This window comes from Shinella sp. M27, from assembly GCF_049199905.1.
Lineage (GTDB): Bacteria > Pseudomonadota > Alphaproteobacteria > Rhizobiales > Rhizobiaceae > Shinella.
This window is the reverse complement of the sequence record NZ_JBLZPK010000040.1, coordinates 83,648-98,013: the sequence shown is the minus strand read 5'-3', so window position 1 is coordinate 98,013 and position 14,366 is coordinate 83,648. Positions and strand designations below refer to the sequence as shown.

Sequence of the window (14,366 nt, the reverse complement as noted above, 5' to 3'; positions counted from 1 at the left end):
GGCTAGCCGACGATCTTTCCGAAGGCTCGCAGATAGGCCATTTTCGACGCCGGAAGATGTTGCCGGCACAATGCCACCAGCGCGTCGCCATCCCCGCGCTCCAGCGCGGCGATCATCTGGTGATGTTCCTTGCGAGCCTTGTCACGCTCGGCTTTGTCGGCAAGCACGAGAAAGCGGATTCCGTGGGCACGCTGCGAGTAGGTTTCGATCGCGCTGGCGAGATAGTGGTTGCGGCAAAGCCCGAAAAGCTTGCGATGGAATTCGTGATTGTGTCGGAAGACGCCGACTAGGTCGTCCGTGTCGACTGCCGCATCGTGGTGTGCTTGGATGGCCTTGAGTTCATTGATATGTGTTTCCTCGACTGGAAACACGATCTGCGCAGCAGCGGTGGATTCCAGCAGTTCGCGAACCGCATAAAGCTGCTCGACGTCGGAAGCCGAAAACGCCCGGATCATCGCGCCACGGTTCGGAAAGCGCTCGATCAGGCCCATTTTGTCGAGCTCCGCCAGCGCGAGTCGCAGGGAATGGCGCGAGACGGAAAACCGTTCGGCAAGCTCTTCCTCGATGAGGCGTTCGCGCGGATGAAGCCGGCCGAGAACGATATCTTCCTCAAGAGCCATCACGACCGCAGCGACAGGGTCCTGGCGTACGGCTTTCGCCTCGGATTCGCCGGACGGCAGTTCCTTCATGTCTTTCTGGACCCTCATGTTTCCTCCCCTGTCCAAAGCCGCATTCATCCTTATCTGAAATTGACCATACATACAGGCGACAAGATTGTCGACAAAAATGTTGTTTATTTTGTTGACGCCGAAATATCGTTGGTGCTATCGATGGCGTCATAAGCAAACGGCAATCCGGCTTCAGGCTTGGAAAATGCCGCGGGAACTCGAAAAAGCGAGGGTGTGCCATGTGCTCCGAATGTCTGGTCACGGAAGCGATTAAGGACAAGATCGCAGCCCATGGTGCGGCGTTCCGCAAGGCGACGGCCAGTCCCTTTGGTGCCGATGACGAGATCGGCATGCTCAATCTCGTCACTGGCGAGACCCGCAAGGCGATCATGGACCGTGCGGATCCGACACGAATGTACGACCTGTCGGTCGATAATTTCATCGGCATGCCGGGATGGTTCGGTGCCGAGGATCAGCCCTATCAGATATGGATGACGCATACGCCGCGCGGTGAAAAGGTCGACGACATCATGAATGTCGGCCCGGCGGCTAATGACCTGGTATCCTATTCCGGCGATGCGATCTCGATGTACACCCATACGGGAACGCACATCGACGCCTTCAATCACTTTGGTTACGACGGCAAGATCTTCAATGGTTTCTCCGTCGACGAGCACCTAGGCAGCCGTGCCTGGCGCAAGGCCGGCGCGGACAAGCATCCGCCGATCATCGCGCGCGGCATCATGCTCGACGTTGCCGCCCTTCATGGCGTGGACGTGCTTCCGCCAAGCTACGGTATCGGCGAGGCAGACCTGCGCGGATGTCTGAAGCATCAGGGCACCAAGCTGATGGTCGGCGATGTCGTTCTGATCCGCACGGGTCGCATGCGGCTCTGGCCGGATCGATCGACCTACCTACCGAACCCTCCGGGCCTCAATCGCGAAGGCGCAGAGTTCCTGGCCAAGGCCGGAGCGATCATCATCGGCGCCGACAATCATTGCCTCGAGCAGGCGCCGTCGGCGGATGCGGAAAACTGGCAGGTTGTGCATACCTATCTTCTGGCTGAGGCCGGCGTTCCGATCCTTGAGATCGTGAACCTGGAAGAGCTTGCGGAAGACGGCGTGTATGAATTCGCCTTCTTCGGTGCCTGCATCAAGCTGCGCGGGGCAACCGGCGCGCCGATGCGTCCGGTGGCGATGCGGCTCAAGAAGTAAGCTTTTTCCTCACGGCTTTCACGAGGGTGCGCATGGTGTCATGCGTGCCGACGGCGGAGTATGACATGGTGGCAAGAACCCATTTTATCACAGGCGCAGCCGGACTGGTCGGGCAGGCGGTGGCTGAAAAGCTCGTCACGCGCGGCGACCGCGTCATCGCCATCGACAGGAATTCGGCCCTTCTTCCCTTCGGCAATGTCATCGCCTGCGATCTCAAGGATATCCATCGACTTTACGCGTTGGCCGAAGGCGCCGATCTGGATTCGGTCATCCATTGTGGCGCCTATTCCGGCCCGATGGTCGCGCGCGACAACCCCTATGACCTCGTTGCGGTCAATGTCATGGGAACGGCAAATGTGCTGGAACTGGCCCGGATTTCCAGGGTGCGCCGTTTCATCAACTGTTCGTCCGTCAGCGTTTACGGCTCGACGGCGAAGGGGCCGGTAAAGGAGGATGTGCATCTAGCGCCCTCCACGGTCTACGGCGCTACCAAGCTTGCAGCCGAAGCGCTTGTGACGGCATTTGCGCGCGAGCATGGTGTGGATGCCGCATCGTTCCGTCTTTCCTGGGTGTATGGCCCCAACCGGAGCACGCCCTGTCTTCTCGGACGGATGCTGCGGGACGCCCTGTCTGGCAAGGCGACAGAACTGCCGTGGGGAAGCGATTTCTACCGCCAGTATATTCACGCGGATGATGCCGCGGACGGCTTGATTGCAGGCCTCGATACGAAAGAGCTCTCGACGCGCGTCTTCAACCTGACGGGCGCAAATTATCAGACGCTGGGAGAGACGGCAGCTCTCGTTCGACAGATCCTGCCGCAGGCGCAGATATCTCTGGGCGATGGGCGCGATCCGGGTGACGACGCCCAGCACGAATTCGACATTTCGGCGGCAACGGAAGAATTGGGATATCGGCCTTCCGTCTCCCTGGAGCAGGGAATTCGCCGCTTCGTCGCTTCAATCAACCGTGAAAACGGCAATTCTAAAGGAGTTTGAGCGATGCTGGATGTTTTCAGCCTGGAGGGGCGCGCGGCCCTGGTGACCGGCGGCAGCCGCGGGATCGGAGCCGGCATCGTGAAGCTCTTTCTCGAAGCCGGTGCGCGTGTCGCATTCTGCCATTACCGTGACGGGGCCGAGGCCGAGCGACTGGCCGATGGTCTGAAGAGCGCGGGACATGCCGTTGATTTCATCGAATGCGACGTCGGCGACGCTGCCGACGTTGAAAGGCTTCGCGATTTTGCCATTGAGAAACTCGGCCATGTCGATATCGTCGTCAATTCTGCCGGCATCAGCGGCGACCGGCCGTTTGCCGAGGTCGAGGTCGCAGATTTCGATCGCATGATCGACGTCAACCTGCGCGGCACCTTCATCGTTACCCAGGCGTTTTTCCAGCAGATGGTCGAGCGTGGCCACGGCCGCATCATCAATTTCGCCTCGCAGCTGGCCTATAAGGGTGCTCCTGCCATGGCGCATTACTGCGCGTCCAAAGGTGGTGTCGTCGGGTTCACTCGGGCGCTCGCCTATGACGGCGCTCCGTTTGGTGTGACTGTCAACGCGATCGCGCCCGGGCCGATCGAAACCGCGCAGCTTGCCGGCATGACGGAAGACTGGCGGGCGATGAAACACGCGGAACTTCCGATCCGCCGTTTTGGCACGGTGGAGGAAATTGCACCGACGGCGCTGCTCCTTGCCTCGAAAGCGGGCTCCTACTTCGTCGGCCAAACGCTGTCGCCGAATGGCGGCGACGTGATGCTTTAGCCAACGGGCTTCCGGAGCGAGGCGATCATGGTTACCACGCGCTTGCATTTTGCCGATGATGCCAGACGCAGGATCGTGCGGGGCGCCACGCAGGTCGCCCGGCTTGTCGAGTTGACGCTGGGACCGGCCGCACGAACCGTGCTCATCGAAAGGGCTCCGGCCGGACCGCTTGTCGGCTCCAGTGGTTATGATGTGGCGCTTCATGTCGAACTTGTCTGTCCGGTTGAGCAGATCGGTGCGCAGGCGATGCGCAATGTCGCCTGGGAGGTGAGCGACCGGTGGGGCGATGGCACGGCAACCGTGGTTTGCCTCGCGGCGGCGTTGCTGCAGTCGCTCGACCGGGCGGAGACGAGAGGGTGTGAGCGGCGCGCCCTTGCGGAGGCGCTCGACGCTGAGATTGACGAGGTGGTTGCGGCACTGACCCGATCCGCGACGCCCGTGATGGAGGATGACGATCTTCGCCGTGTCATAGAAACCGCAGCGGGCGGTCCTGATCTGTCGCCGCTTCTTTTCGAGGCAGCGCTGCGCGCCGGGCCGCAAGGTTACGTCGATGTCGTGCCGGCAGCCGAAAGCGATGCGCTCGAGGTTGTTCAAGGCCTCGCTTTTGATGGTGGCTGGTTGAGCCCGAGCTTTGCCGCTTCCGGCGCGGATAGGATCGTCCTTGAAAATACCTATGTGGTGGCATTCGACGGAGCCGTTCAGTCGATCGACGAGATCGGGCCCATGCTGGACGTCTTCGTTCGCATGGATCAGCCGTTGCTTTTCGTCGCGACGTCCTTCTCGGAGGACGCGAAAGAAAGACTTGGCTCGCTGGTTCGAAGGACCGGAGCGAAAATAGCAGCCATGCGCGCGCCGGGAGAGGGCGACTGGAGACGTTTTCATCTCGGCGATATCGCGGCTGCGACAGGCGCGACGCTCTTCGGCGACGAAGGGGGATATTCGCTACGGACCGTCCGGCCCGAGCTGATTGGTCGCGCGAAAAAAGTGGAACTGACGGCGAAGGAAAGCCGCTTCTATGGGGGCGCAGGCGGTTTGCCTGAACTGGACTTTCGCAAGGCGCAAATCCGCGGCGATATCGCCCGCTCGCGTTACCTCTCGCTCGATCGTGAGCGACATGAGAAGCGCCTCGCCCTGTTCTTCTCCGGTATCGTGACGCTTTCGCTCGGTGGGCGTACGGAGCCGGAAAGGGCATTGCGCATTGGGTCGGCACAACGGGCCGTGCAGGCAATAAGGGCTGCCCGCCAGTCCGGCAGCATCGCCGGCGGTGGTCTAGCGCTGCGGGATGCAGGCCGCGCACTTGGAAATGGAAGTATCACAGGGCGAGCGTTCGAGGCACCGTTCCGCGCGCTTTCGGTCAATGGCGCCACTGACGCGACAGTCTCGCCGCGTGACCCCTGCAATCTGGTGATCGACGTGGTGCGCCGCGCCGCGGCAACTGCGGCATCCCTCGTGAGTACGAATGTGGCGATCACGCACCCGCGTCGGCTTGCGAACTGACAAGCGGGCAAAATCAAGAAGGCAATCTGATGTCAAAGGAAGATACCATGGCCGAGATGTTGCGTTCCCCGCGATCGAATATGCTCGAGGTGCTCGGCGCGACGCTCTACTACGGCAGCGTCAAGGCCCTGGATAACGTGTCGGTGGTGGCCGGCGAGGGTGAGTTCCTGACGATCCTCGGCGAAAGTGGTTCCGGGAAGACGACACTGCTCAAGATCATCTCGGGGCTGGAGCAGCCTTCCGAGGCGGAGGCGTTACGCATCGGTGGCCAGGACGTGCGTGCACTTGGCGCATCCGATCGCAACTGCACCACCGTGTTCCAGCACTATGCCCTGTTTCCCCACATGTCGGTTCGCGAAAATGTCGAATACGGTTTGAAGGTGCGTGGAATCTCGCGGGATGCCCGCAAGAAGCAGGCGATGGACGCGCTTGAAATGGTGCGCCTGGCCCATAAGTCGGAACGCCGGATCACGCAGCTAAGCGGCGGCGAGCGCCAGCGCATCGCTCTCGCCCGCGCCTTCATCACCAAGCCGGCCATTCTGCTGCTCGACGAACCGCTTGGCGCGCTGGACGAGAAACTTCGCGTGGACATGCAGGAAGAGCTGATCGCTATCCAGCGCAATCTCGGCATCACTTTCGTCTACATCACGCACAGCCAGGAAGAGGCGTTGACGATGAGCGACCGCATCCTGTTGATGCGCAATGGCCGGATCGCCCAGGAGGGCGCGCCGACCGACCTGTTCGACCGGCCTAACAGCGGCTTTACTGCCCGTTTCATGGGCGTGGACAATGTTTTCGAAGGCGTGATCACCGCGATCGAAGGCTCGGCGGTTTCGTTGTCTGTCAGCGGTCAGCTACTCACGGGACAATGGTCGGGAACGTCGGCGCCCGTTGCCGGCCAGAAGGCTGTTCTCGGCGTTCGGGCCGAGAGGGTCAGGCTCGACCCGCAGGATGGACTGGAAAACGTGCTGGACGCAACAATCCAGAACTCGGTCTACAAGGGCAAATATCTCGATATCGCATTCGAAACGCCCATCGGTCCGGCCCGTGCCCGACTGTGGGATTCCGAACAGCCGCCCGGCGGTGTCCGGAAGATCGGCTGGGCGAAGTCTGCCTGCACGGTCATGGATCCGTGATCCGGCCCGCAACATCGCTTCACGCTTCACGATAACCAAAAAAGGAGAGCAGCATGTCAGTTCATCAGCAGCATACCGGCGGAGACATTAGTCGCCGTTCGTTCCTGAAATCCACGGCAGCCGTCGGTGTGGCGATCGCAGCGGGTGGCGTCTTCAAATCGGCTGCGTTTGCGCAGGACGAAGTCCTTCTGAAGGCTTACGGCGTTACGACGGCGCAGATGGGCGATCCCTCGCTCCTGACCAAGGCAACCGGCGTCAAGCTCGAATTCACGGGCACCGATGCCGATATCGGCGTCTTTATGCGCGACGTCATGGCCAACAATATCGGCGAGACGCATGACATCCTCATCTTTGACAACGGGACGCAGAACATTCTCGGCCCCAACGGTTTTTACGCTGAGATCGACACCACCGACCCGGAACTGAACCTCTGGGACCGTACACCCGATTTCTGGAAGAAATCCGACATCTCAATGTTTGACGGCAAGGTCTACGGTGCGCCGATCCTTGGCAACTGCGATACCTTCGCCTATTTCCCGGAGGTTATCGGCGCCAATCCGAACGGTGAGGACGAAATTCCCTATGCGGTGCTCTACGAAGACGACCGCACCCGTGGCCGCGTGGCGCTCGACCGCGTCCTGTCGCAAGCCATGGCCTGCATGGCCAACTTCCTGAAGATCAACGGGCGTCTCCAGATCGGCGATCCGGCCAACCTGACGCCCGAGGAAGCCAAGGCGGTCGTCGATTATGCCATCGAGCGCAAGCGGGCGGGACAATTCCGCACGTTCCATAACTCCTTCGAGGAGCAGGTGCAGCTGATCCAGAATCGCGAAGTCGACGTGCTCGAGTGCTGGGAGCCGGCGGTCAAGGAGGCGGAGAAGACGATGGGCGAGAAGGCACCAATCTACGCTTTTGCCGTCGAAGGCGGCAAAAAGTGGGGACACGGCGCCTATGTTCCGGCTCAGGCGATCGAGCGAGGCAATAAGGACGCCATCTACAAGGTGCTCAACTATTTCCTCGGCGGCGAGTTCCGCGCCATCCAGGCACGGGACCGTGGCTATGCCGGCCCGAACATGGATCTTGGCGTCGAGTATGCCAAGCAGGCCGGCTGGGATCAGGCGCAGATCGACGCGCTTCAGGCGACCGACAAGAAGATCGAGCGCAAGATGTCCAACCCCAACGCCTTCTGGAGCAAGCCGACGGCTGAGAATGCCGACGTGATGGAACAGGAATGGCAGCGCTTCCTCAGTGCTTGATACGGTCAAAAGACGATCCCGCCGGTTGCCCGGCGGGATCGGCAGAAAGGAGAGGGACGGAATGACGATGTTTTCGAATCAAAGGAAACTGGCGCTGCCAAAAACGGCCACGGGCTGGTTCACGCTGGTCTTTCTGAGCGGCTGGGTCGGCATAGTTCTCGTACCGTTGCTAATCATTTCCGTGTTCAGCTTCTTCTCCATCAAGCAATATCAGATGGTCTTCGAGCCGACGCTCGCGACCTGGACCGGTCTTTTCGAATCCGGACGCTGGACCGTGGTCGCACGCACGCTTCAGTTCGCCGTGACGGTGACGATCATAGAGCTTCTGCTTGCCTTCCCCTTCGCGCTCTGGCTCGCCAAGGGCTGCCGGTCCGACCGGGTGAGGGCGCTGATCATCACGCTTCTGACGATACCCTTCTTTCTGGACTCATCCTCGCGCATCATCGTCTGGCGCTCGATCCTCGGCACGAATGGCGTGATCAACACATTGCTGATGAATGCAGGCCTGATCGACCAGCCGATCACCTGGCTGCTCTATTCGGGCTTTGCCGTGCATTTCGGCATGATCGGCAGCTACTTTCCCTCCGCGGTATTCCCGATCTTTTTGACCATCTCGTTGATCGATGACGATCTCATCAAGGCGAGCGCAGACCTGGGCGCCAGCGCCCGGCAGACGCTCTTAAACATCATTCTGCCGCTCGCAATGCCCGGCATCATCGGCGGCGCCATATTTACCGTCGTCCCCCTGATGGCCGCCTGGGTAGAGCCGCAATTGCTTGGCGGCGGGCAGGTCAATCTGCTTGGCCAGTCCATCCAGAGTGCGCTTTCCAACCTGAATTATCCGGTTGCGGCGGCCCTCTCTACCATCGTCATCGTCATTCTTGTCCTGTTGCTATCCGTCCTGACGCTCAGCCTCAAAGGCAGGATGAACACGGCATCCATTTTCCAGAACCACGGTCATTGAGGGGCACGTCCATGTCAGCAATCGTCCATGACCAAGCCGCCTCCGGCATAAGGTTTTCAAGGCGAGGCAACTCTGCCAAAGCGTGGAGCCCCATTGCAAGGCTGTGCGGCTTCTTCGCCCTTGCGCTTATATACATTCCAGTTGTCTGGCTGGGGATCATGTCCATTAGCGCCGAGCCGCTTTCGGGCCGGCCCTATCCGCTGACCTTCAATCACTACGAACTGCTGTTTGCCAATACCAACTGGCATGCGCCGTTCCTCAACAGCGTCCTGCTCGGTACGGCGGTTTCGGTTGCCTGCATGATTTGTGGGACCTTCGTGGCACGGTCGATCGTCGCGCTGGCGCGGCCGGGGCCGGTCGTCATGATGGCGGTGTTGCCGCTTTTCGTTCCAGGGCTGACGATCGGCGCGGCGCTCTTCGTGCTGTTGCGCACGGTTCTGGACCTGCGGCTCGGGTTTTGGTCGCTGTTCATCGCGCACATGGTGTGGGCGTTTCCATTCGCGCTGCTTCTCATCCTGATCGTCATGCTACGCTTCGACCGGCGACTGATACAGGCAGCCGAAGATCTCGGTGCCAAGCCCTTCCGCCGCTTCATGGATATCGAACTGCCGCTTCTGATGCCGGGCATTTCCGGTGCCGGCATCTTCAGTTTCCTCTTGTCCTTCAACGAATTGCTGCGTTCGACTTTCCTGCGCGGAACGGAAACCACGATGCCGATCTACAATTGGGCGATGGCATCGGCCCAGCAGTCGCAGGTACCGATCGTCTTTTCCCTCTCCACCCTCATTCTGCTGGTCACACTTCCAACGATGGCAGCGATTTTCATCTTCCTCTTCGCTCGCCCGAAGTCCTGACCACCACTTGGAACATTGAAAGGAAATTCGATGACTGAGAGCGCATATGTGGCCGTCGCCCAAGTGCCCGCCGTTCTGGGTGATGTCGCCCACAATCTCGCCGCCATGGGCGGTTGGATGAAGCAGGCCACCGAAAAAGGGGCCAAGCTTCTGGTCTTCCCGGAATGCTATCTCTCCGGATACATGTTCGAGAGCCGCGACGACGCCTATGCAAGCGCCATCGAGCAGGGCGGGCTGGAGCTCGAACAGGTGCGTCTGCTCTGCGCGGAGCATTCGCTGGAAGTCGTCGTCGGGTTCCTGGAGCGGGTTGGGCCGAAGCTGTATAACGTCGCAGCGGTCATCGGTCCCAATGGCGTGACCGGCATCCACCGAAAGCGTCACCTGCCTTTCCTAGGCGCAGATCGCTTCGTGGATGAGCCTGAAGGCATCGACGTTTCGGTTTTCGACACAGCAGTGGGCAAGGTCGGCGTGGCGATATGCTATGAGATTCGCTTCCCGGAGATCTCGCGGACGTTGGCGCTGGCGGGCGCCGATTTCATCGCATTGCCGACGAACTGGCCGGTTCAGTCCGTCCTTCTCGCCGACTACTTCACGCGCGTACGCGCCGCCGAGAATTTCGTCTTCTTCCTCGTCGCCAACCGCGCGGACAGCGAAGGCGATGCCGATTTCCTCGGCAAGAGCCAGATCATCGACCCGCTCGGCAATGTCATCGTCAACGCGGGAACAGATGATGGCATCTTGGTGGCGGCCGCCGATGTTGACCGCGCTCGCAACAAGACGATCGCGTTCAAGGCTGGCGAGTTCGAACTGTCACCCTGGAAGGACCGCCGGCCGGCCACGTACAGGCTCGATTGAGCTGCCCGGCTATGCCGCGCCCGCTGTGCCTTTGGAAATGAGGGAATTTTAAGATGAAAATCAAGATGATCGAGGCGCGCGCCGTCAGCGTGCCGGTTGCCAAGCCTACCCGTATCGCCAAACGGTTGCTCGACAAGCGCGATTATCTCGTCGTGGAAATTGCCGCGGATGGCAGCGAAGCGAAGGGCTTCGGATATATCTATGCTGGTACGCGCGGTGGTGCGGTCGCGGCGCAAGTCGTTGCCGATCTCCTCACGCCGGTGCTCGCCGGTGCCGATGCCGACGATATCTGGGGCCTTTGGGACCGCCTGTATCAGGAAACGCTGCTGACCGGCCGCCAAGGCATCGTCCTACGCGCAATTTCAGCGGTCGACATGGCGTTGTGGGACCTCGCGGCAAAGCGCAGGAACATGCCGCTTGCCGTCATGCTTGGCGGCACGGTCCGTCCGGTACCAGCCTATGCGTCTGGCGGCTATTATCGCCCGGACGACGGTCCGTGGGCAGAGGCGGTTCATCGCGAAATCCGCCTCAATATCGCGCATGGCTTTTCCGATCACAAGATCAAGGTCGGCGGTCTCTCGATCAAGGAAGATGCCGACCGCGTGAGAGCGGCGATTGATGCCATGGACGGGCAGGGCCGCCTGGCGCTCGACGCAAACAATGCTTACCGCGACTACAACGAGGCTCTTCTGGCCGCGCGTGCTTTCGAGAAGGCAGCCGGGGACGCAGGTCTCTGGTGGTTCGAGGAGCCTCTTTCTCCCGATGACTATGCCGGCCATGCGGAATTGGCACGCAGGCTGGAGACACCGGTGGCTACCGGTGAAATCCACCAGACGCGCCACGAATTCCGAAGGCTCATCGAATCGCGATCAGCTGATATCCTGCAGCCGGATGTGGGTGTTCTCGGTGGCGTGAGCGAATGGATCCGAGTGACGCGTGCTGCCGAAAGCTTTGGCATCTCTATTGCACCGCATTGGCATGCTAACGCGCATGCACAACTCGCCGCGGCGACACCTAACTGCATCGCGGTCGAACATTTCCTGCTTGAGAAGGACATTTATAATTTCGAGCATCTTGTCTCACCAGAAACGCGTCAGGTCTATAAAGATGGACAACTGATCCTCACCGATCGTGCGGGCTGGGGGTTCCAGTTTGATAGGGCGGCGCTGGATGAATTCACTGTTGAGCATTTTATGTCTAGCTGAAATATCAGCAAACTCATTTCCTGGGAGCAGACGCTCGGCTGGGGTGGATGTTTCCTGCTGATGGCGGCGGTGCTCGGCTGCTGCCTGGTGCAAATGCTGTTCTTTATGGCTGGATTTGGCGTTTTTGGGCACAGCCTGTCATGGCGAGCTGGGCGGGACTGATGATGATCGTGCCGTCCGGGATCGGCATGATCTTCGACATTCTCAGCCCGCTGCTGGTGGATGTCGGATGGTCTTTCGATGTTGTCGGCTTCACGCATCGCGAGCGCGGTTTGCTATTCGATGCTTGTGACCATTGCCGCGGGCCAGGAGTTCCCTGCCGGCTTGCTGGTGATCTGTCGTTTTCACCAGGTGCCGGGCGCGCCGGCCTTGACCAGGCTCCTGCGTCGAACCGGACTGACGGTTTCAAAAAACATCGAGCGGACAAGAGTCCCAAATCGAAAAACCCAATCGTCAAAGCCAGTGAGTGGGTGTGATCCGCTCCATTGGTGGACTGCGGCGCCTTGAACGCCGCATGGATTGGGGGTTTTCATGAATACGAGTTTTTCCGCCAAGGCGATGCTCCTGGCCGGGACTACCGCTCTTGCGTTCGGCACTGCGGCGCCGGCCGTTGCACAGGCACCGGCACAATCGCAGTCCGCGGCGCGGTCCATCGTTGTGCCGAGCGGTCCGCTTACCCCGGCGCTCAACAGCCTGGCCGCTCAGACGGGCCTCCAGATCCTCTATGACGCATCGCTGGCAAACGGAAAATCGACGGCGGGTGCGCGTGGCAGCCTGACGCCCGAGCAGGCGCTGAAGGTCGTGCTGGCCGGCACCGGTGTCGATGCACGGTTTGCCGGCAGCAATCATGTGACGCTAAGCGTCGATCCGGCGGAAACCGGCGCCACGACCGGTGGGATCGGCGAGGGTGCGACCATGCTGGAAGCGATCACGCTTTACGGCGCACGCGAGGCGACGACGCTCAACGATACGACCGCAAGCGTTGGTATCGTCGATGCCCGGGCAATCCAGAACGGCCAGATCCGGCATACGCAGGACGCCTATCGCCGTCTTGCCAACGTGCTGGACAGCGCCACGGTCAATTCCGGCTTCGTCATCCGCGGCATGAGCTCGGAAGGCTTCGTTCCGGGCGGTGCGCCGGTCGGCTCGCTCTATGTCGATGGCATCCTCCAGACCCGTTATAACTCGCGCTTCGGCGCCCGAAACCTCTGGGACGTCGAGCAAGTCGAGGTGTATCGCGGCCCGCAGTCGACGCTTTCCGGCCGTGCAGCCATGTCGGGTGCGGTCTATATCAAATCGAAGGACCCGACCTTCGACAAGGAGGTGGAGCTTTCCAGCACCGTCGGCAGCAACAATCTCGTCGGCGGCGCATTCGTCGTGAACACCCCGCTGGCCGAGGACCAGATTGCGCTGCGCATTGCCGGCGCATTCGAGCGGTCCCGCTCCGATGTCAGCTACTCGAATTTCAGCCACTATGCCGGTTATGACGATCTGACCACGGATATCAGCGGCACCATCAGGGCCAAGGTGCTGTTCACGCCGTCCGAAATGCCGGAGACGCGCGCAGTCGCGACCTATTCCTATTCTAAGGACCGTCCAAACGACCGCTTGGTCGGGCTTTACGACGGGCGGGGCGATTTCAACAACAATCCTGACACCTATACCGAGTATCGTTGGACCGAGGTCCACAATCTCGGCCTCGAATTGATGCATGATTTTTCCGATGCGCTGCGCTTCACCTCGCAGACGGGATTCCAGTACGGTATCAACAAACGGCGCTCCGTCGATGCTGATACGCCCGGTTATGTGACGGGCATCTGGGGTACGGACAACGATTCCATCATCACCCAGGAGCTGCGCCTCAATTACGAGGCCGACCGCTGGAAATGGGTCGCCGGCGTCTTCGGCAGCCATCAGGTCTTCGATGGCGCATCGCGTTTCATCGCGGAGCCCTATCCGGATTTCATGCCGGGCGTGATCTATCAGCTTGATGACGACCAGAATCGCAGGACCACGAATCTCGCGGTATTCGGCGAGGCGACCTATGAGTTCGCGCCCACATGGTTTGCGACCGTCGGCGGGCGCCTCGACTACCTCAAGGAAAAGAACACCGAACTGAACTCGATGGTTCTCCACGGTATGGACCCGGTCTGGTCACCGCCGAACGGCACATCGTCATTTAACGAAGTGAACTTCGTGCCGAAAGTCGGTCTGGTGAAGGCGTTCGGCGACAATCATAAGGTGGGTGTCACCTATTCGCAGGGTTTCCGCTCGGGCGGCTCTTACGTCAACCGAAGCCGGGCACCGGTCTATACGATCGATACCTACGATCCGGAATACTCACAGAGCTACGAGCTGTCCTACAAGGGTATGCTGCTGGATGATCGTCTCACGCTGAATGCCAACCTCTTCTATACGAAGTATACGGATCAACAGGTCGAAATACGGCCACGCTCGGACATTCCCGGCTACCGCGTGACGGAAAACGCTGCATCCTCCCGCGCCTGGGGGTTCGAAATCGAGCCGACCTATCAGATCACCGATCAATTTTCAGCATTTGCGTCAATCGGTTATCTGAATACCAAATTCCTCGAATGGAATCACGGTGGCCTCGGCGATCAGGCCGGCAAATCATTCCCGGAAGCGCCGGAATGGACCGTCGGTTTCGGTGGCCGATATGAGTTCGAGAACGGCGTCTATGTCGGCGCGGATGCCAAATACACCACGGACTACAATTCGCGCTTCGGCACGAAGGGCATGTACGCAATCGACTCTCGTTTCCTCGTGAACGCGCAGGCCGGGTTCAAGAAGGACAACTGGGAGATTACCGCCTTCGCGGAAAATCTCACGGACGAGAAATACTTCACCATCGTCGATCCGGACGCCGCCTTACCCTTCGGCCAGGCCGGCGCACGGCGGTCGTTCGGGCTTAATGTCCGCGCCAAGTTCTGATCGGGTTG

The 14,366-nt window shown here is 60.2% G+C and carries 14 protein-coding genes; 13 read left to right on the top strand and 1 reads right to left on the bottom strand.

All coding sequences use genetic code 11. From position 1 onward, the window contains the following. Positions 1 to 2 precede the first annotated feature (2 nt). Positions 3 to 620: a GntR family transcriptional regulator gene (locus ACOZK4_RS16915; RefSeq protein WP_421592921.1), complete on the bottom strand. Its 618-nt coding sequence runs from the start codon at positions 618 to 620 to the stop codon at positions 3 to 5. Between ACOZK4_RS16915 and ACOZK4_RS16910 the strand changes: the two genes are divergently transcribed. The 13 genes from ACOZK4_RS16910 (at position 525) to ACOZK4_RS16850 (ending at position 14,358) form a co-directional block, all read left to right on the top strand. Beyond that, positions 525 to 842, top strand: a complete 318-nt coding sequence (locus ACOZK4_RS16910; RefSeq protein WP_421592922.1) for a hypothetical protein — start codon at positions 525 to 527, stop codon at positions 840 to 842. The two genes, ACOZK4_RS16915 and ACOZK4_RS16910, sit on opposite strands and share 96 nt — an antisense overlap. Before the next feature lie 65 nt (positions 843 to 907). Further along, positions 908 to 1,882 (top strand): cyclase family protein, encoded by a 975-nt coding sequence (locus ACOZK4_RS16905; RefSeq protein WP_421592893.1) that lies wholly within the window; start codon positions 908 to 910, stop codon positions 1,880 to 1,882. Between the two features lie 65 nt (positions 1,883 to 1,947). After that, on the top strand, positions 1,948 to 2,877 hold the full coding sequence (locus tag ACOZK4_RS16900; protein WP_421592892.1) for an NAD-dependent epimerase/dehydratase family protein: 930 nt from the start codon (positions 1,948 to 1,950) through the stop codon (positions 2,875 to 2,877). A gap of 3 nt (positions 2,878 to 2,880) precedes the next feature. Further along, positions 2,881 to 3,639 (top strand): SDR family NAD(P)-dependent oxidoreductase, encoded by a 759-nt coding sequence (locus ACOZK4_RS16895; RefSeq protein ID WP_421592891.1) that lies wholly within the window; start codon positions 2,881 to 2,883, stop codon positions 3,637 to 3,639. Between the two features lie 27 nt (positions 3,640 to 3,666). Then, entirely contained in the window at positions 3,667 to 5,136 is a 1,470-nt protein-coding gene (locus ACOZK4_RS16890) for a TCP-1/cpn60 chaperonin family protein (protein ID WP_421592890.1), read from the top strand. A gap of 47 nt (positions 5,137 to 5,183) precedes the next feature. Next, positions 5,184 to 6,272, top strand: coding sequence for an ABC transporter ATP-binding protein (locus tag ACOZK4_RS16885; RefSeq protein WP_421592889.1), 1,089 nt, complete (start codon positions 5,184 to 5,186; stop codon positions 6,270 to 6,272). 53 nt (positions 6,273 to 6,325) lie between these two features. Further along, a complete protein-coding gene (locus ACOZK4_RS16880) occupies positions 6,326 to 7,528 on the top strand; it encodes a twin-arginine translocation signal domain-containing protein (protein ID WP_313523396.1) in 1,203 nt (400 codons plus the stop codon). Between the two features lie 61 nt (positions 7,529 to 7,589). Further along, positions 7,590 to 8,492, top strand: a complete 903-nt coding sequence (locus ACOZK4_RS16875; protein ID WP_421592888.1) for an ABC transporter permease — start codon at positions 7,590 to 7,592, stop codon at positions 8,490 to 8,492. A 158-nt stretch (positions 8,493 to 8,650) separates the two neighbouring features. Beyond that, entirely contained in the window at positions 8,651 to 9,346 is a 696-nt protein-coding gene (locus tag ACOZK4_RS16870) for an ABC transporter permease (RefSeq protein WP_421592887.1), read from the top strand. 30 nt (positions 9,347 to 9,376) lie between these two features. After that, positions 9,377 to 10,201 carry a carbon-nitrogen hydrolase family protein gene (locus ACOZK4_RS16865; RefSeq protein WP_421592886.1) on the top strand — a complete coding sequence of 275 codons (825 nt, stop codon included), beginning with the start codon at positions 9,377 to 9,379 and terminating at the stop codon, positions 10,199 to 10,201. 53 nt (positions 10,202 to 10,254) lie between these two features. Next, positions 10,255 to 11,406 (top strand): mandelate racemase/muconate lactonizing enzyme family protein, encoded by a 1,152-nt coding sequence (locus ACOZK4_RS16860; protein ID WP_421592885.1) that lies wholly within the window; start codon positions 10,255 to 10,257, stop codon positions 11,404 to 11,406. Positions 11,407 to 11,453: 47 nt separating this feature from the next. Beyond that, positions 11,454 to 11,882: a hypothetical protein gene (locus ACOZK4_RS16855; protein WP_421592884.1), complete on the top strand. Its 429-nt coding sequence runs from the start codon at positions 11,454 to 11,456 to the stop codon at positions 11,880 to 11,882. 55 nt (positions 11,883 to 11,937) lie between these two features. Beyond that, entirely contained in the window at positions 11,938 to 14,358 is a 2,421-nt protein-coding gene (locus ACOZK4_RS16850; RefSeq protein ID WP_421592883.1) for a TonB-dependent receptor domain-containing protein, read from the top strand. Positions 14,359 to 14,366 lie beyond the last annotated feature (8 nt).